This is a genomic window from Streptomyces sp. CA-251387, assembly GCF_050936625.1.
Taxonomy (GTDB): Bacteria; Actinomycetota; Actinomycetes; order Streptomycetales; family Streptomycetaceae; genus Streptomyces.
The window spans coordinates 3,959,748-3,976,623 of sequence record NZ_JBNJMJ010000001.1; the positions used below are offsets into that span (position 1 = coordinate 3,959,748).

The window sequence follows — 16,876 nt, forward strand, 5'->3', positions numbered from 1 at the left end:
GCCCACCACCCCCACCTCCCTGCGGTCCGCCGCACCGGACCCGAGCCGCGCAAGGAGCACCGGGATGACCCCGTCCTACGACCCATCACCGCCGTATCAATACGGCCGGGGTGACACGTCACCGTCGTATCAATACGGCCGGGGTGACACGTCACCGCAGCACCCGTACGGCCGGGGTGACACATCACCGTCGTACGCCACCTACCCCTGGCAACCCCCCGTCCCGCCGGAACCCCCCTCACCCCCACGCCACCGCACCCCGGACCGCCCGCCCCTCGGACACCACAGCGACCTGCGAATCCTGCGCACCGCCTACCGCTGGCAGCGGCGTGTGGCGACGCTCACCGCGCTCGGGTACTTCACCCTCTTTCTGATCCTGTCCGCCTTCGCGCCCGGCTTCATGACGAGCACGGTCACCGACGGACTGCCCACCGGCCTGCTGCTCGCGCTGCTGCAACTGCCCGTCACCTGGCTGGCGATAGCGCTGTACGAGCACACCGCGCGCCGTTACGTCGACCCGCTCGCGGACCGCATCCGCAAGGAGGCCGAGGTGGACGCCAAGCGTGAGGCGGGGAAGCGGGGGACGGGGCGATGACGGACCTCAGCGGGAACGCGCAGGCGATGTCGCTGGTCGCGTTCTGTGCCGTGGCCACCGTCACGCTGCTGCTGTGCGTGATGACGGGCCCGGACGGGGACGACCTCGACGAGTTCTACACGGGCTACAGCTCCCTGTCCCCCATGCGCAACGGCCTGGCGATCGCCGGCGACTACATCAGCGCGGCGACCGTCCTGGGCACGACCGGGGTGATCGCACTGTGCGGCTACGACGGCATCGTGCTGGCCCTGAGCACCGCCCTGTCGCTGATGCTGCTGATGTTCCTGCTGGCCGAACCCCTGCGCAACGCGGGCCGGTTCACGATGGGCGACGCGCTGGCGCGCCGTATGCCGGGGCGAGGGGTGCGGATCGCGGCGTGCGTGGTGACGCTGGCCGCGCTGGTGCCGCTGATGCTGGTGCAGTTGGCGGGGACCGGGCAGTTGCTCGCCTTCATCCTGGGGTTCTCCGGGGACTCCCTGAAGACCGGGTGCATCATCGGGCTGGGCGTGCTGATGATCAGTTACGCGGCGATCGGCGGGATGAAGGGCACGGCACTCATCCAGATCCTGAAGATCGTCATGCTGCTCGGGTCGGGCACCGTGGTCGCCGTACTGGTGCTGCGGCGGTTCGACTGGGATCCGACCGCGCTGTTCGACGCGGCGGCCGAGCGCAGCGGGGTCGGCTCGGCGTTTCTGGAGTCGGGGCTGGAGTTCGTGGGCGGTCCGTATCCCCGCCTCGACATGATCAGCTGTCAGTTCGCGGTCGTGCTGGGCGGGGCGGTGCTGCCGCACATCACCATGCGCATGTACACGGCGAGCGGCGCGCGTCAGGTGCGCCGCTCGATGTCGTGGGCGGTGTCCAGCGTGGCGGTGTTCGTGCTGGTGATCACGGTGGTCGGCTTCGGCGCCACCGCACTGATCGGGCGGGAGGCGATCGCCGAGGCGGACCCGCAGGGCAACACCGCCTATCTGATCGGCTCCAGGGCCGCTTTCGGCGCCGAGGTCTCGGCCGCCGAGACCTTCCTCTTCACGGCGGTCACCACGGCCATCTTCCTGACCGTGCTCGCCTCGGTGGCGGGCATGATCCTCGCCTGTGCGAACTCCCTCGCCCATGACGTGTTCGCCACGCGGGTACGGGAACTGTCCGGTCGCCGCGAGATGGCGCTGGCACGGCTGTCGGCGCTGGCGGTGGGTGTGCCGGCGATCATTCTGGCGACGCTGGTCCAGCACCGCAGCCTGCAACCGCTGGTGAGCCTGTCCTTCACCCTGGGCGCCTCCGCCATCGCCCCGGCCCTCGTCTACAGCCTCTTCTGGCGCCGGTACACCCGGGCCGGTCTGCTGTGGACACTGATCGGCGGCTCGGTGGTCGTGCTGGTGCTGATGCCCGGGACCAACCTGGTCTCCGGCTCGCCGATCTCGGCCTTCCCCGACGCCGACTTCAACTGGTTCCCGTTCACGACACCGGGGCTGGTGTCGATTCCGGCCGGGTTCCTCTTCGGATGGCTGGGGACGGTCGTGTCGGGGCGGGGGAAGGTCGAGGAACAGCGGCGGCAGTACGAGGCTGTGGAGGGGTGGATTCTGGCGGGGGCGGTGCGTAAGGGGGGCTGAGCGGCGGGGCGGTTGAGCAGCGGGGCGGAGGGGGTCGGCGGGGCGGCTTAGCGGCGGAGCAGCGTGGCCGCGGGGCGGCGGGGCCGGGGGGAGGGAGCAGCGGGGTCGCGGAGCAGCATGGCCAGGAGCGGCGGAGCACCGTGGCGGCGGTGTCGGCGGCCGGGAGAGCCCCCGGGGTGAGGAGCCGTTCACCGGGTCACTGGTCCGGACGCAGCGGCCCGCAACCGGCGTCGCTCACTCCAGCGCCGCCTGCCGCGTCAGCGTCGCCAGGCTGTGGCGCATCTGATCCATGTGCTTGCGGACCTCGTCCCACATCTTCCCGTGCTCGTGCAGGATCCGCTCCGTCTCCCGGGCGATCTCCTCCGCCTGCCGCTGCGCCTGAGCGACCACCTCCTCCGCATGCGCCCGCGCCTCCTCCTGCAACCGCTCCGCCGAGGCCTCCGCCTCCGTGAGCACCTGCTGCGCCTCCACCACCGAGGCCTCGGCCTGCGCCACACGCTCCGCCTCCGACGCCTCCAGCGCGGCGAGCCGCTCCTCGGCCTCCCGTTCGGCCGCGGCCCACCGCTCGGCCTGCTCCTTGTCCTGCTCGGCGAGCAACCCGGTGGTGCGCCGCCGTACCTCGCGCAACGGGCCGAGCACCTCCCCGCGCCCGTCCTTCAAGGCACGCTTGGCGGTGATACGGATCTCGCCCGCCTCGTTGCGTGCCGCGAGCAGCCGCTGACGGGCGCACTCGTCGGCCTCGGCGCCCACGGCATCGGCGTACGCCTGTGCCGCGTCCCGCACCTCGTCCGCGTACGACTGCGCCTCCTCCACCAGCCGCTGCGCCTCCTGCCGCGCCCGCTCCCGGACCGCCGCGGCCTCCTCCTCCACCAGCTCGAAGATCCGCCGGGCGCCCTCCCCGAGCGACTCGTACGTCTGCGGGGCCAGCTGCGCCACCGTCTCCCGCAGCTCCTCCGCCTCCTCCTCCATCTCCCTGGCCAGCACGGTGAGACGGGCAGCGCGCTCCCAGGCGGCGTCACGGTCGTGGAAGAGGGCGGCGACGTAGGCGTCGACCTGGTCGGGACGGTAGCCGCGCCCCCGTACGACCGCGAAGTCGTAGAGCGAGACCGGTGCGCTGCTCATCCTGAACCCCTCTCCGCTCCGAACGGATGCGAAATGATGATTTAGCGCACATCTTGATGTATCGGGCGGAAGCGTTCATAACGCGACACTCCGCGCACGGGACACGGGCGGAGGCACGAAGACCCTCACGAAAAGCACGTACGGGCGCATACGAAAGGGCCGGCTCCGGTCGCACAACCGAGAGCCGGCCCTTTCACACCCGCACGCCGCCGCCGGCGGCAGCCGGGTGACGTCTCCGAGGGAGCTCGGCGACGTCTACGAGGGGCTGGGTGACGTCCCCGAGGGGCTGGGTGACGTCTACGAGGGGCTGGGTGACGTCCCCGAGGCGTCTACGAGGGGCTGGGTGATGCCCCCGAAGGGCCGGGCGGCGTCACAGCAACCCGTCCCACATCTGCTCCAGCAGCACCGACCACCAGCTCTCCGGCGAGCCCAGCGCCGCCGGGTCGAGGGAGGCCAGCTGGGCCTGGAAGTCGACGGTCCAGCGGCCCGCCTGCTCCTGGTTCAGGCCGAAGCGAAGACGCCACATACGGCCCAGCAGCGCCAGGCAGCGTTGGAACTCGGGCAGCCCCGTGTTCACGAACTGCGGCGGTACGGGCGCACCGCCCGGCCCCGCCTCCACCGGCACGGCGACGATGTGCGCCGTCCCGTACTGCACACAGAGCGCCTTGCCGAAGTCACTGCCCATGACGAGGTACGAGCCCGCATCCGAGGCCGGCTGCACCCCGCGCTCCGCCGCCAGCTCCGCCAGCGTCGGAACGGGCCGCCCCGGCTGGGCCTGCGCCCAGAAGAACGGACCCATGTCCATCGGCAGACCCCCGACGACCAGGCTGTGCGCCACGACCGGCGGCACGCCCTGCCGGGACACGGCGGCCTGCTCGAACCGGAAGATCCCCGGCCCGAACGCCCCCGCCAGCTCCTGCGCCACACCCTCCGGCGGAATCGGCGGCGCCGGCTGCACCTGCGGCAGCGGGGCACGTACCGGTGCCGGCCGGGCGGGCCCGTCGGCGACCTGGTGCAACTCGCCCTGATGCGCCAGCAGTTGCTGCATGCCCTGCTGCCGGCTCGCATGATCCGTGCCGTAGGGGGCGATGCTGGTGATCCGCGCCTGCGGCCACTGCTCCCGGATCATCCGCGCACAGTACGCACCCGGCAGCTCACACGACTCCAACTCCGTGTGCAGCTCCAGCACCTGGTCCGGCGGCACGTTCATGGCCCGCAGCTCATGGAAGATCTGCCACTCCGGGTGCGGCGTCCCCGGCGCCGAACGCCGGATCAGCTGCTGCTCGGACCCGTCCTGCGCGCGATAGCGCAGAACGGCCTGGTAGCCGGGGCCGACGGTGGGCTGGCCGGTGGGGTGGTGGGGGTAGCCGTAGGACGGGCCTTGAGGGCCGGGGGCCGGGGGCTGGGCCTGGCCCGGGTGGCCGGGAGCCGAGGGTTGGCCCGGGCTCTGGTGGCCGGGAGCCGGGGGCTGGCCCGGTCCAGGGTGCCCGGGCTGGCCCGGCGGTGGGGGTACGGCACCTGGCGGCATGGGGGGCTGTGGGGCGGCCGGGGGCATGCCGGGGGCGCCGGGCATGCCGGGAGGGGCGGGCGGGGCTGCAGCGCCGGGGGCGCCGGGGGCGCCCGGTGCCGCTGGAGCGCCCGGAGCCGGAGGAGCGCCTGCAACGCCGGGTGCGCCATGAGCAGCGGGCGTGCCGGGAGCACCGGGGGCGCCCGGAGCAGCAGGCATGCCGGGAGCACCAGGGGTGCCCGGAGCAGCAGGCATGCCGGGAGCACCAGGGGCGCCCGGAGCAGCAGGCATGCCGGGAGCACCAGGGGCGCCCGGAGCAGCAGGCATGCCGGGAGCACCAGGGGTGCCCGGAGCAGCAGGCATGCCGGGAGCACCAGGGGCGCCCGGAGCAGCAGGCATGCCGGGGACGCCGGGCGCCTGCGGCGGCGGAGGAACCCCGGGGCCGCCCACCGGGGGCGCGGCCAGCACCGTTTCCGCGTGGTGAACGGCACCGCCGGCGCCGCCCGCGGAGCCGTGGGCGCCTGGAGCGCCGGGCGTGCCCGGGGCCCCGGGCGGCTGTGGGACACCCGGGGACTGCGGAGCACTCGGGGCACCGGGGGCGCCGGGAGGCTGCGGAGCGCCAGGCATGCCCGGGGCGCCCGGAGCACCGGGCGGGTTGGGGATGCCAGGCGGGTTCGGTGCACCCGGAGCACCGGGCACACCAGGGGCACCCGGAGGCTGCGGAGGACCGCCCATCTGACCCGGGTCGGCCAGCACCGTGGCGGCATGATGCACACCGCCGGGCGGCGTACCGCCGGGTGCACCGGGCGGATTAGGAGCACCGGGAGGATTGGGAGCACCAGGAGGATTCGGCGCCCCGGGCGCACCCGGGACACCGGGCGGCTGAGGAACGCCAGACGCGTTCGCGCCCCCCGGCCCCTGCGGCGCACCCGGACCGGCAGCACCCTCGGGCCCATCCGGCCCCAGCGCCGACACGAGCTGCGTCGGAACGTACCCACCCGCCGGCGTACCCGGCGTCCCCGGGGCACCCGGCGGAGGAGGCGGCGTCGCCCCGCCCCGCGCGCGAGACGGCGGCGCCGCCTTGCTCGTAGCGGCATCGGCGATGTCCTCGGCGTTCGGCGCAAGCGGCCGCCTCGGCGCCCCAGGCGCACCCGGAGCCTGCGGCGCACCAGCGGGCCCGCCCTGCGGGTAGCCGTAGGACGGCGCGGGCGACGGCACGGCACCCGGCGTGGGGGCACCCGGCGGGGGCGTACCCGGAGACGCCGGCGTGCCACCCGCCCCCACACCCGGAGCACCGGGAGGCGGCGGACCCGGCACACCCGCACCCTGCGGATACCCGTACGACCCACCCGACCCAGGCGAAGGCGGCGGCGTGGCACCCGCACCCGGAGCACCCGGAGCACCCGGAGGCGGCGGAACCGCCACACCCGCCCCCTGCGGATACCCGTACGACGACCCACCCGGCGCACCCGGCCCACCGGGCGCACCCTGCGCGTTCGGCTCGTCAAACGTCGGCTCGATCGCCGTCCGCGGAAGCCGGCTGCCGCCCGACATCAGCGCCGTCTTGGCGTCCGGGGGCGCGGTGTCGTCACCGCTCAACGGCGGCGCGAACACCGTCTCCGGCAGCGGCACGGAACGGTCCTCAAGGGCATCGGCACTCGTGTCCGTCCCGGCCCACGGAGTCGCACCGTCAGGCACACCAGCCGCGGCCGCGGCAGCACCCGAGCCGGCCGTCACCGTCCCCGCCGGACCCCCGCCCTGCGTCTCAGGAAGCACTCCGCCCCCAGACACACCACCGGACGCACCACCGGAGGCAGCCGAACCCGCCCCACCATCAGAACCGGCACCGTCAGAACCGGCCCCCGAACCCTCGGAACCCCCGTCCCGCCGATCGGAGATCCCCAGCTTGTCCGCCGCCTCCTGCAACCACTCCGGCGGAGTCAACAGGAACGACGTCTGATTCAGATCCACCCGAGCCGGAGCAGCCGGCGCCGGTTCGGCCGCCGCGTCGGCACGGCCGTACTCCTCCTCGTACCGGCGAATCACCTCACCCACCGGCAGCGAAGGCCACAACGTGGCCTCCCCGCTGTCCCGGGCGATCACCAGCCGCTGCCCGCCTCCGTCCGAACGCGGCCCGTCCGCACGGTCCTCGGCCCACACCACGAACCCGAGCTCGAACTCCCGCACCCGCACCTCACGATGCTGGTACGACGGCACATCCCCGTTGATCCACTCTTCCGCGCGCTCCTGCGCCTGCGCGAACGTCACCATCGCGAAGCTCACTCCCCCACAGCCGCCGCAGCCACGGGCACCGCACGCGCGAACCCACCGTCCACCATCAGATTCGCCACCGTCTCCAACTCCGGCGGAGAACCCGCCAGCCGGGACAGAAACGCATCGAAGTCCTCACCGCACGGCTCCAACAACCGCTCCACCCGCTCGGCAGGCGACCACCCCGGATCCACGTCCCGCGCATCGTCGTACGCGCAGAACCACACCGAGCCGATCCGGTCGCCCTTCACCTTCAGCGCCAGCAACCCGCCCTGCACGAACCCAACACCCAAGTAATCCTTGGTCAGATGGTCCCGCAGGCACTTGTTGACGTAGACCAGGTCATTGACCGCCGCCTCGTCCCGCACGGTGAACAGCGGCTGGTCCACCAGGAGACCCAACTCCGGGTCCAGAGCCGTCCCCACGGGAGCACAGCCGCCCGCCGCCTTCAGAAACGACCGATATGCACCCGGCAGCCGATACCCGAGATCCTCCTCGACCCCCAGCACCTGCGACTCCGTGACCGCCACACCCGACTTCGGCAACCGGAAATGCGCCGGCCGTGTGTCCTGCAACGGCCGCGTCCCCCGCTTGTCCTGGTCCACCGCCGACGTCGCGATCCCACCGTGATGCCGCAGCAACGCCTTCACCTCGACCGGAACCAACTCCAGCCGCCGCGAACCCACCACGTGATGCCACGTCCAGCCATGCGGCGTCGCCACCGCCGGCACCGTGTCCCACAGATCGTGCCCCGACGCCGCCAGCGCCGCGTTCGCCGACACATAGTCCGTCAGCCGCAACTCGTCGACACCGAAACCCTCCGGCGGCTCCGCGATCTCCGCCGCCGCCCGCGCATACGGCGAGAAGTCGGGGTAACCCCGCTCATCGACCCGTACTCCTCTCGGGTGACGCGACGCCCGAACCGGATCCGGGAAATGCACGACCTGCCCGGCGTAGGCCGCGTTCGGCGGCGCGGCTTGCTGCCCGAGCCGACCTGTCGTCATGGCGGTTGCCCCCTGCGGCGTTCTGACACGGCCCGCCATGACCACTGACGGTCACAACGCCCCGCATCGGCTGTCTCATCTGCGTCCACACGTCACCGCATGGAAAGCGGTGCCGACAGCCTATGCGGTACGACGACACCGGTCACCGGCGCCGGTCACGACCCCCTCCGCTTCCGTGACCAGCCGTCACCCCGCCGTGACAGCCCGCCCAAACCCGGGCGTGTCACGCCGCCCCAGCTTCCGCACCCGCCACGGCATTTGGCACTCTGTGACGTCCAAGAGCATGCCCGGGGGATGCTCGGGAGGGGATGATGAACATGAACGCGACGCAGACAGGACCACACGCAGCCAGGTCCGGGTCCGGCGACCCCCGCATCGGCTGGAGCGCCACCGACGCCCCCCACGCGCCCACGCTCCGCCACCGCCGGGACGGCATACTCCCCACCGTCGCCGCCGCCCTCTCCGTCCGCGGCGCCACCCTCACCGGCACCGCCGCCCGCGGCGACCAGCCCCCACCCCTGCACCCCCTCGTCCAGGACTTCCTCGACACCCTCACCAGCGGCCAGCGCGACCGCTTCACCGGCCGCTGCGCCGAGACCATCCTCATCTCACGCCACATCGCCGCCGCCGACGCCGCCCGCAGCAAACGCGCCACCCGCAAACCCATGACCAACGGCGAAGCCCGCAAAGCCCTCAAACAGGCCAAACTCACCGCCCGCCGCATCCGCGAGGACGGCGACCCCCTCCACGGCAGCTTCGCCGCACCCTGCCGCGCCTGCACCGCCCTCAGCGCCCACTTCGGCGTCCGCATCGTCGACCCGACAGCAGCAGACGACTGACCCCTCCCCCACCAGTACGACGGACTCGCCCACCCACCAGCACGACGGACCCCGCTCACCAGCCCGTAGTACGGCCGACCCCGGTCACCAACCCCGTAGTACGACCGCCCCGCCCACCCACCAGCCACGACCGCACCCGCCGGCCCGGCCACGCACCACCACGCCCCCGGCACACTCGACGAACGAAGGGCAGATGCACACCGACCGCACCTCCACCACCCGCTTCCCCGTCCCCGTCGACGCCGCCCTGCGCGCCGCCGGCTGGCAACCCGGACGCTGGGACATCAAACAGGCCGAAATCTGGGCAGACGCCCTACGCGACCACATCTCCCCCGCCGGCCACCGCCACGCCGTCTTCCCCGCCGCAGTCGAAGCCTGGGCCGAATTCGGCGGCCTCCACCTCACCCCCACCGGCCCCGGCCGCCAGGTCGCCCCCGCAACCGTCCACTTCGACCCCCTCCACGGCCTCCACATGGCCCGCACCCTCGGCGACCTCGGCCGCGCCCTCGGCACCGAGGTCTGCCCCCTCGGCGCCGAAACCGACACCCAGGCCCTCCTCGCCATCGACACCGAAGGCCGCGTCTACACCCTCGACCACACCGGCGACTGGTACCTCGGCCCCGACATCGACCAAGCCCTCGCCGGCCTCGTCGCAGGCATAGAACCGGTACGACTCACAGCGGGCTGACACAGGCGTACGGCACGGAACGGAAAGGGCACACGGGAAGCCGCGACGCCTACGCCGCCGGAATCACCGCCGACACCCGATAACCCCCCGCATCCGTCGGCCCCGACACAAACACCCCACCCAGCGCCGAGACCCGCTCCTTCATCCCCACCAAACCGTTGCCCCCCGACGGCAACCGCGCCGACGACGCCGACGACACCTCCGGCGGCGGCTCGTTCTCCACCTGCATCGCGATCTCCGACACCCGATGCGCGAGCCGCACATGCGTCTTCGCCCCCGCCGCATGCTTGTGGACGTTCGTCAACGCCTCCTGCACCACCCGGTACGCCGTCTGCTCGACCTCCGGCGCATACGACCGCGACTCCCCCTCCACGGACAGATCCACCACCATCCCCGCAGCGGCCGACTGCCCGATCAGCTCATCCAGCTCCGACAGACAGGGCCCCTCGGCAGCCACTCCCTCATCCGCGCCGCCGGCCCACTCCCGATCAGCCGCGGCAGCGGCAGCGGCCCCCACCGCCACAAGCGGCACCACAGCCCGCCGCACCCGCTCCGCATCACCACCCCCACTGCGCAGCACCCCGAGCATCTCCCGCAACTCGGTCAACGCCTGCCGCCCCATGTCCCCCACCAACGCGGCATTCTTCACGGCCTTCTCCGGGTCCTTCCGGGCCACGGCCTGCAACGCGGCGGCATGCACCACCATCAAGCTCACCCGATGCGCGACAACGTCATGCATCTCCCGCGCGATCCGAGTCCGCTCCTCGCCCCGCGCCCACTCGGCCCGCTCCTCCGCCCGCTCCGCGAGCAACTGAAGCTCCCGCTCCAGACTGTCCGCCCGCTCCCGCAGGCTCTCCATCAACCGCCGCCGAGCCCCCACATACAGCCCCAGCAGCAGAGGAGGCGCGGTCACACCGAGAGCGGTGGTGAGCGAGGCCAGGGGCACAACCCAGTCCCCGAACGTCAGATCACCACTCGCCACGCCCTGCCGCACCCACACGAACGTCACGATCAGCATCCCGACGAACGACATGCCGGCCAGCGAGGCGATGATCCGCCGCGGCAGCTCGGAGGCGGCGAGGGTGTACAGCCCGACGATGCCCATCAGGAACCCCATCTGCGCGGGCATCACGGCAATCGACACGAGCACGACGGCGATGGGCCACTGCCGCCGCAACACAAGCACCGACCCCGCCAGAACTCCGAACACAACCCCCGCCGGCTCCGGAATCCCGGCATCCCGCGCGAATCGAACCCCCTCGCCCCCGCACTCCACCGCCGACGCGACAGCCAGACCCACGTCCAGCACCGCACTGCGCACCCTGGCCCACCACCACGGCCCCGCCCCCGGTGGCGGCGCCTCTGTGTGGGCTTCCCCCGTCGTGGTCATGCCTCCAGCCTACGGGCGCCCCAGCCCGGTTTTCCGGTGAGTTTTGTGGACTGGCCTACACCACAGCGCGTAACCGAACGTAAGCGAAACCGCCCGACATCCCTCGAACTGCTGAATCGCTCACCGTTCGACCCCGGAACCGATCATTCCGGCCGGACGGTATGCCTATGGCGCATCCACAAGGCAAATACGCCGACTTCGAGGGCCTGCGGGAGCAGGCGGTGGCACTGCGGCGGCGGGGCTACAGCCTTCGACAGATCCGCGACGAGCTGAAGATCTTCAACAACGACATCCTCAATCAGCTGGTGAAGGGGGAGCCGCCGCCGGAGTGGACGAAGCGACCGCGAGCGAAGGACGATCTGCGGGCGAAGGCACGGGAGCTACGGCTCCAAGGGTGGACGTACGACCAGATCGAGGCGGAGCTGGGGTGCTCGCGGAGTTCGGTGTCGCTGTGGGTGCGGGATCTGCCGAGGCCCAAGCCCCGCTACACACCCGAGGAACAACTGGCCCTCATGCACGAGGGCCTGGCAAAGCGCCGCGCCGCCGAGGACGAAGAGCGCAAGAAGACCAAGATCGCAGCCTGCAAGGACATCGGCGAGCTGACGGACCGCGATCTGTTCCTGACCGGGGTCGCGCTGTACTGGGCAGAAGGTTCCAAGAGCAAGCCGTACGACCGACGCGAGCGCGCCATCTTCGTCAACAGCGACCCAGGCGTGATCAAGGTCTACCTCGCATGGCTCGACCTGCTCGACGTGGACCGGGAGCGCCTGCGCTTTCGTGTACTCATCCACGAATCCGCTGACGTCGAGGCGGCTCACCGCTACTGGGCAGACATCGCCGACGTCGACGTGTCGATCTTCGCGAAGCCGACGCTCAAGAAGCACAACCCGAAGACCGTTCGCAAGAACACCGGCGACGACTACCACGGCTGCCTGGTCATCGCAGTGGCGAGGAGCGCCGAGCTCTACAACCGCATTGAGGGCTGGTGGAAGGGAATCGTGGCTCAGTCCCAGGCAGGTCTCCGGTAAGGTCTGAAGCGCTGTCCCCCGTGGTGTAACTGGCAGCACACTGGTTTTTGGTACCAGCAGGACAAGGTTCGAATCCTTGCGGGGGAGCCACAGCACACAAGACCTAGGTTCGGGCCCTGACAGCCAAGTCAGGGCCCGCTCCCATGTCCCCCACGAAACCCCCCGGTATCCTGCGGATGTCACCCCACCCCATCCACAGCCGAAGGGCATCCCGTGAGCGCCATTCGCCCGGCAGCCGTCGTCGTTCTCGCAGCGGGTGAGGGCACCCGTATGAAGTCGGCCACACCCAAGGTCCTGCACGAGCTGTGCGGACGCAGCCTCGTGGGCCATGTACTCGCCGCCGCGCGCGAGTTGCGGCCCGAGAACCTCGTCGTGGTCGTGGGGCACGCGCGCGAGAAGGTCACCGCGCATCTCGCCGAGGTCGACCCCGGCGTGCGGACCGCGATCCAGGCGGAGCAGAACGGCACGGGGCACGCCGTACGCATGGCCCTGGAAGAGCTCGGCGGCGCTGTCGACGGGACCGTGGTCGTCGTCTGCGGTGACACTCCCCTCCTGACCGGCGAGACCCTGACCCGCCTCGCCGCCACGCACGCCGCCGACGGCAACGCCGTCACGGTGCTGACCGCCGAGGTTCCGGACGCGACCGGCTACGGCCGGATCGTGCGTGACGGTGTCTCCGGTGCCGTGACCGCGATCGTCGAGCACAAGGACGCGACGGAGTCGCAGCGGGCGATCCGGGAGATCAACTCCGGTGTGTTCGCGTTCGACGGGCAGTTGCTCGCGGATGCCCTCGGGAAGGTCCGGACCGACAACAGCCAGGGTGAGGAGTACCTCACCGACGTCCTCGGGATTCTTCGCGAGGCCGGTCACCGTGTCGGTGCCTCCGTTGCGGGCGATCATCGGGAGATCGCCGGGATCAACAACCGGGTGCAGCTCGCCGAGGCGCGCCGCATCCTGAACGACCGGCTGCTGACCCGCGCCATGCTCGACGGCGTCACCGTCGTCGACCCGGCGAGCACCTGGATCGACGTCACCGTCACCTTCGAGCAGGATGCGATCGTGCATCCGGGCACCCAGCTGCAGGGTTCCACGCACGTCGGTGAGGGCGCGGAGGTGGGGCCGAACAGCCGGCTCACGGACACGCGCGTCGACGCGGGTGCCCGTGTCGACAACACGGTGGCCTACGGCTCTCACGTCGGGGCGGGTGCGTCGGTGGGGCCGTTCGCCTATCTGCGGCCTGGTACGCGGCTGGGTGCGAAGGGCAAGATCGGTACGTATGTCGAGACGAAGAACGCCTCGATCGGTGAGGGGACGAAGATCCCGCATCTGTCGTATGTCGGTGACGCGACGATCGGTGAGTACACGAACATCGGTGCCGCGAGTGTCTTCGTGAATTACGACGGACAGGACAAACACCACACGACGGTCGGCTCGCACTGCCGTACCGGTGCGGACAACATGCTTGTGGCTCCTGTCACTATCGGGGACGGCGCGTACACCGCGGCCGGCTCGGTGATCACGAAGGATGTGCCGCCCGGTTCGCTCGCTGTGGCCCGTGGTCAGCAGCGGAATATCGAGGGTTGGGTGGCCCGTAAGCGTCCGGGCAGTGCGGCTGCGAAGGCGGCTGAGGCGGCCTCCCGGCAGGGGGAAAGCGAAGACTGACCGGAAACGGGTGCGTCCGACACGGCGTACCGTGATAAGTGCACACCCGCACCCCACCAGCTGAGACGGCTCGTCGCGCCCAGCGGCGTGGTCTCTCGACACCCAGCTGCGACACCTCTGAGGAGACAGTGCTGTGACCGGGATCAAGACGACCGGCGAGAAGAAGTTGATGTTCTTCTCCGGCCGCGCCCACCCCGAGCTTGCCGAGGAGGTCGCCCAGCAGTTGGGTGTCGGGGTTGTCCCGACGAAGGCCTTCGACTTCGCCAACGGTGAGATCTATGTCCGTTATCAGGAGTCGGCGCGTGGTGCGGACTGCTTTGTGATCCAGAGCCACACGGCTCCGATCAATCAGTGGATCATGGAGCAGTTGATCATGATCGACGCGTTGAAGCGTGCGTCGGCTCGCTCCATCACGGTCATCGTGCCGTTCTACGGTTACGCGCGGCAGGACAAGAAGCACCGTGGGCGTGAACCGATTTCGGCGCGTCTGATCGCGGATCTGATGAAGACGGCGGGTGCGGACCGGATCCTGACGGTGGATCTGCACACGGATCAGATTCAGGGTTTCTTCGACGGGCCGGTCGATCATCTGTTCGCTCTTCCGCTTCTCGCGGACTATGTGGGCCAGAAGGTCGACAGGGAGAAGCTGACGGTCGTGTCCCCGGATGCCGGACGTGTGCGGGTGGCCGACCGGTGGTGTGACCGTCTCGGTGCCCCTCTCGCCATCGTGCACAAGCGGCGGGACAAGGACGTGGCGAACCAGGTGACCGTCCACGAGGTCGTGGGTGAGGTCAAGGGCCGGGTGTGTGTGCTGGTCGACGACATGATCGACACGGGTGGCACGATCTGTGCGGCGGCGGACGCGCTGTTCGCGCATGGTGCGGAGGACGTCATCGTGACGGCGACGCACGGTGTGCTGTCGGGGCCTGCGGCGGACCGGCTGAAGAACTCGCGGGTGAGTGAGTTCGTGTTCACGAACACGCTGCCGACGCCGGGTGAGCTGAACCGTGAGCTGGACAAGATCACCGTGCTGTCGATCGCGCCGACGATCGCGAGTGCGGTGCGTGAGGTGTTCGAGGACGGGTCGGTGACGAGCCTGTTCGACGAGCAGTGAGCCGTTAGCGGACCTGGTTGATCGATTTTTCTACGGCCTCTCGCGCCGAGTAGACTGCTCCAGTTGCTCGGCGAGGGAGGCCGTGCCCGTTTGTTCGGGTGTCGGCGGTCCGTTATCGACGCGCTCTTCGTAGCAGGCCGTTCGTGGCCGGGTGACCTGTCCGTTTCTCACCCCTACGAGGAGTGATTCATATGTCCGAGGTGAAGCTCACCGCCGAGACGCGCACCGAGTTCGGCAAGGGTGCCGCGCGTCGTATCCGCCGCGAGAACAAGGTTCCGGGTGTCCTGTACGGGCACGGTTCCGACCCGCTGCACCTGACCCTGCCGGGTCACGACCTGCTGCTGGCGCTGCGTACGCCGAACGTCCTGATCTCCCTGGACATCGACGGCAAGTCCAACGAGCTGGCGATTCCGAAGGCCGTGCAGCGTGACCCGCTGAAGGGCTTCCTGGAGCACGTCGACCTGCAGCTGGTGAAGCGCGGCGAGAAGGTCACGGTCGAGATCCCGGTGCTCACCGAGGGCGAGCTGGCCGCCGGTGGCAACCTGCTGGAGCACGTGCTGAACGCGCTGCCGGTGGAGACCGAGGCCACGCACATCCCCGAGGGCGTCACGGTGTCCATCGAGGGTCTGGGTGCCGGTGACTCCGTCCTGGCCAAGGACATCACGCTGCCGAAGGGCACCACGCTGGCCGTCGAGGAGGACGCTGTCGTTCTCCAGGTTCTGGCCGCGCAGGCCGAGGAGGCCCCGGAGGGCGAGGCCGCCGAGGGTGAAGAGGCCGCGGAGGCCTGATCCTCGGCTCTGGCAGAGGCGTGATCGTCGGCTCTGTCATCGGTTTGTCAGCCGCTGTTCCCGTGGGGGGCAGCGGCTGGCGCGTATCAAGGAGACATGGACGTGACCACCGACCCGAGTGCCCCCTGGCTGATCGTCGGCCTCGGCAATCCCGGACCTGAGTACGCCAAGAACCGGCACAACGTCGGGTTCATGGTGGTGGATCTGCTGGCCGAGCGGATCGGGGGGAAGTTCAAGCGGGCCGGTAAGGCTCAGGCGCAGGTGGTGGAGGGGCGGATCGGGCCGCCGGGGCCGTTGAACCGGCGGGTGATTGTGGCGAAGCCGATGTCGTACATGAATCTGTCCGGGGGGCCGGTCAACGCTCTGCGGGATTTCTACAAGGTGCCGGTGGGGAACATCGTTGCCGTTCATGACGAGTTGGACATCGATTACGGCGCGTTGCGGTTGAAGCTCGGTGGTGGTGACAACGGGCACAACGGGCTGAAGTCGATGACGAAGGCGATGGGTTCGGACTATCACCGGGTGCGGTTCGGGATCGGGCGGCCTCCGGGGCGTATGCCGGTGGCGGACTTCGTGCTCAAGGATTTTTCCGCTGCCGAGCGCAAGGAGCTGGACTACTTCGTGGACCGGGCGGCGGATGCGGTGGAGTGTCTGGTGATCGAGGGGCTGGAGCGGGCGCAAAGCACGTACAACTCCTGACTTGTCCGGTCAGTCGTACGGGGCGAGTTGACCGAGCGCAGGAGCATGGCCAAGGATCGCGGCCATGCCTTCTGCCGTTGTTTCCAGTCAGGGCGCTGTCGCGGTGCTGCGGTTCGGGCGGTTTGCGGCGATGGGTACGGTCGCGCTGCTGATTCTGATCGCGGGTGTGTGGGCGTCGTGGGGCACCGCGCATCATGTGATGCTCACGAAGGGGCGGGAGAGCGGCACGATCGAGGTGACGCGGTGTGGTGCGGACACGTGCAGTGGGCCGTACACGCCGATGTCGGCGGGGTCGCAGCCGCGGGAGTCGGTCCTCATCGAGAAGAACGTGGCCGTGCGCAAGGGGCGGACGTACACGGTCGTGGTGAAGCCGGGCAGTGATGATGTGGTGCGTTCCGGGCCGGCGGGCGTTCTGTATGCGTGGGTTCCGTTGGGCGGGGCGCTGTTGCTGGCTTCGGTGGTCGTGGCGGGTGGGCTGCGGCGGACGCGGGTGGCGTGGGTGCTGGCGGGGTCGGGGTTGGCCCTGCTCACGGCGGCTTTTGTGACGATCTGATGGCTCCGT

At 70.5% G+C, this 16,876-nt stretch carries 14 protein-coding genes and 1 tRNA gene; 11 read left to right on the forward strand and 4 right to left on the reverse strand.

The window, feature by feature from the left end; all coding sequences use genetic code 11:
- Positions 1-64 precede the first annotated feature (64 nt).
- Positions 65-595 carry a DUF485 domain-containing protein gene (locus tag ACQEV2_RS17505; protein ID WP_433041721.1) on the forward strand — a complete coding sequence of 177 codons (531 nt, stop codon included), beginning with the start codon at positions 65-67 and terminating at the stop codon, positions 593-595.
- Complete coding sequence (locus ACQEV2_RS17510) at positions 592-2,202, forward strand: cation acetate symporter (protein ID WP_433041724.1); 1,611 nt, start codon at positions 592-594, stop codon at positions 2,200-2,202. Before ACQEV2_RS17505 ends, ACQEV2_RS17510 begins: the two co-directional genes overlap by 4 nt.
- A 234-nt stretch (positions 2,203-2,436) precedes the next feature.
- Here the strand turns inward: ACQEV2_RS17510 and ACQEV2_RS17515 are convergent, their stop codons facing one another.
- From ACQEV2_RS17515 to ACQEV2_RS17525, 3 genes are all read right to left on the reverse strand, one after another.
- On the reverse strand, positions 2,437-3,324 hold the full coding sequence (locus ACQEV2_RS17515) for a cellulose-binding protein (protein ID WP_433041727.1): 888 nt from the start codon (positions 3,322-3,324) through the stop codon (positions 2,437-2,439).
- Between the two features lie 370 nt (positions 3,325-3,694).
- A complete protein-coding gene (locus ACQEV2_RS17520) occupies positions 3,695-7,102 on the reverse strand; it encodes an SUKH-4 family immunity protein (protein WP_433041730.1) in 3,408 nt (1,135 codons plus the stop codon).
- An 8-nt stretch (positions 7,103-7,110) separates the two neighbouring features.
- Complete coding sequence (locus tag ACQEV2_RS17525; RefSeq protein WP_433041733.1) at positions 7,111-8,106, reverse strand: SMI1/KNR4 family protein; 996 nt, start codon at positions 8,104-8,106, stop codon at positions 7,111-7,113.
- Positions 8,107-8,414: 308 nt separating this feature from the next.
- Here ACQEV2_RS17525 and ACQEV2_RS17530 point away from each other — a divergent pair, with 308 nt between their 5' ends.
- Both ACQEV2_RS17530 and ACQEV2_RS17535 read left to right on the forward strand, forming a co-directional pair.
- A complete protein-coding gene (locus ACQEV2_RS17530) occupies positions 8,415-8,945 on the forward strand; it encodes a YwqJ-related putative deaminase (protein WP_433041736.1) in 531 nt (176 codons plus the stop codon).
- A gap of 193 nt (positions 8,946-9,138) precedes the next feature.
- Entirely contained in the window at positions 9,139-9,633 is a 495-nt protein-coding gene (locus ACQEV2_RS17535; RefSeq protein ID WP_433041739.1) for an SUKH-3 domain-containing protein, read from the forward strand.
- 49 nt (positions 9,634-9,682) lie between these two features.
- On the opposite strand, the gene ACQEV2_RS17540 is transcribed toward ACQEV2_RS17535, so the two are convergent.
- Positions 9,683-11,023: a sensor histidine kinase gene (locus tag ACQEV2_RS17540; protein WP_433041742.1), complete on the reverse strand. Its 1,341-nt coding sequence runs from the start codon at positions 11,021-11,023 to the stop codon at positions 9,683-9,685.
- A 167-nt stretch (positions 11,024-11,190) separates the two neighbouring features.
- Here ACQEV2_RS17540 and ACQEV2_RS17545 point away from each other — a divergent pair, with 167 nt between their 5' ends.
- The 7 genes from ACQEV2_RS17545 to ACQEV2_RS17575 all read left to right on the forward strand — a co-directional run bounded on the left by ACQEV2_RS17545 (position 11,191) and on the right by ACQEV2_RS17575 (position 16,867).
- A complete protein-coding gene (locus tag ACQEV2_RS17545) occupies positions 11,191-12,051 on the forward strand; it encodes a hypothetical protein (RefSeq protein WP_433041745.1) in 861 nt (286 codons plus the stop codon).
- 14 nt (positions 12,052-12,065) lie between these two features.
- A tRNA-Gln gene (locus ACQEV2_RS17550) sits at positions 12,066-12,141 on the forward strand.
- Between the two features lie 123 nt (positions 12,142-12,264).
- Positions 12,265-13,713: a bifunctional UDP-N-acetylglucosamine diphosphorylase/glucosamine-1-phosphate N-acetyltransferase GlmU gene (glmU, locus tag ACQEV2_RS17555; RefSeq protein WP_433041748.1), complete on the forward strand. Its 1,449-nt coding sequence runs from the start codon at positions 12,265-12,267 to the stop codon at positions 13,711-13,713.
- A gap of 133 nt (positions 13,714-13,846) precedes the next feature.
- Positions 13,847-14,827: a ribose-phosphate diphosphokinase gene (locus ACQEV2_RS17560; RefSeq protein WP_433041751.1), complete on the forward strand. Its 981-nt coding sequence runs from the start codon at positions 13,847-13,849 to the stop codon at positions 14,825-14,827.
- Positions 14,828-15,018: 191 nt separating this feature from the next.
- Positions 15,019-15,615, forward strand: coding sequence for a 50S ribosomal protein L25/general stress protein Ctc (locus ACQEV2_RS17565; protein ID WP_433041754.1), 597 nt, complete (start codon positions 15,019-15,021; stop codon positions 15,613-15,615).
- A gap of 96 nt (positions 15,616-15,711) precedes the next feature.
- Complete coding sequence (gene pth / locus ACQEV2_RS17570) at positions 15,712-16,314, forward strand: aminoacyl-tRNA hydrolase (protein WP_433041757.1); 603 nt, start codon at positions 15,712-15,714, stop codon at positions 16,312-16,314.
- Between the two features lie 64 nt (positions 16,315-16,378).
- Complete coding sequence (locus ACQEV2_RS17575; RefSeq protein ID WP_433041760.1) at positions 16,379-16,867, forward strand: hypothetical protein; 489 nt, start codon at positions 16,379-16,381, stop codon at positions 16,865-16,867.
- The last annotated feature ends 9 nt before the right edge of the window (positions 16,868-16,876 follow it).

Excerpts from the sequence above, each read along its gene's own strand:
- ACQEV2_RS17535 (WP_433041739.1), top strand. The coding sequence starts at position 9,139 with ATGCACACCGACCGCACCTCCACCACCCGCTTCCCCGTCCCCGTCGAC.
- pth (WP_433041757.1), top strand. The coding sequence starts at position 15,712 with ATGGACGTGACCACCGACCCGAGTGCCCCCTGGCTGATCGTCGGCCTC.
- ACQEV2_RS17545 (WP_433041745.1), top strand. The coding sequence starts at position 11,191 with ATGGCGCATCCACAAGGCAAATACGCCGACTTCGAGGGCCTGCGGGAG.
- ACQEV2_RS17565 (WP_433041754.1), top strand. The coding sequence starts at position 15,019 with ATGTCCGAGGTGAAGCTCACCGCCGAGACGCGCACCGAGTTCGGCAAG.
- ACQEV2_RS17575 (WP_433041760.1), top strand. The coding sequence starts at position 16,379 with ATGCCTTCTGCCGTTGTTTCCAGTCAGGGCGCTGTCGCGGTGCTGCGG.
- ACQEV2_RS17520 (WP_433041730.1), bottom strand. The coding sequence starts at position 7,102 with ATGGTGACGTTCGCGCAGGCGCAGGAGCGCGCGGAAGAGTGGATCAAC.
- ACQEV2_RS17540 (WP_433041742.1), bottom strand. The coding sequence starts at position 11,023 with ATGACCACGACGGGGGAAGCCCACACAGAGGCGCCGCCACCGGGGGCG.
- ACQEV2_RS17510 (WP_433041724.1), top strand. The coding sequence starts at position 592 with ATGACGGACCTCAGCGGGAACGCGCAGGCGATGTCGCTGGTCGCGTTC.
- ACQEV2_RS17525 (WP_433041733.1), bottom strand. The coding sequence starts at position 8,106 with ATGACGACAGGTCGGCTCGGGCAGCAAGCCGCGCCGCCGAACGCGGCC.
- ACQEV2_RS17505 (WP_433041721.1), top strand. The coding sequence starts at position 65 with ATGACCCCGTCCTACGACCCATCACCGCCGTATCAATACGGCCGGGGT.
- ACQEV2_RS17515 (WP_433041727.1), bottom strand. The coding sequence starts at position 3,324 with ATGAGCAGCGCACCGGTCTCGCTCTACGACTTCGCGGTCGTACGGGGG.
- ACQEV2_RS17530 (WP_433041736.1), top strand. The coding sequence starts at position 8,415 with ATGATGAACATGAACGCGACGCAGACAGGACCACACGCAGCCAGGTCC.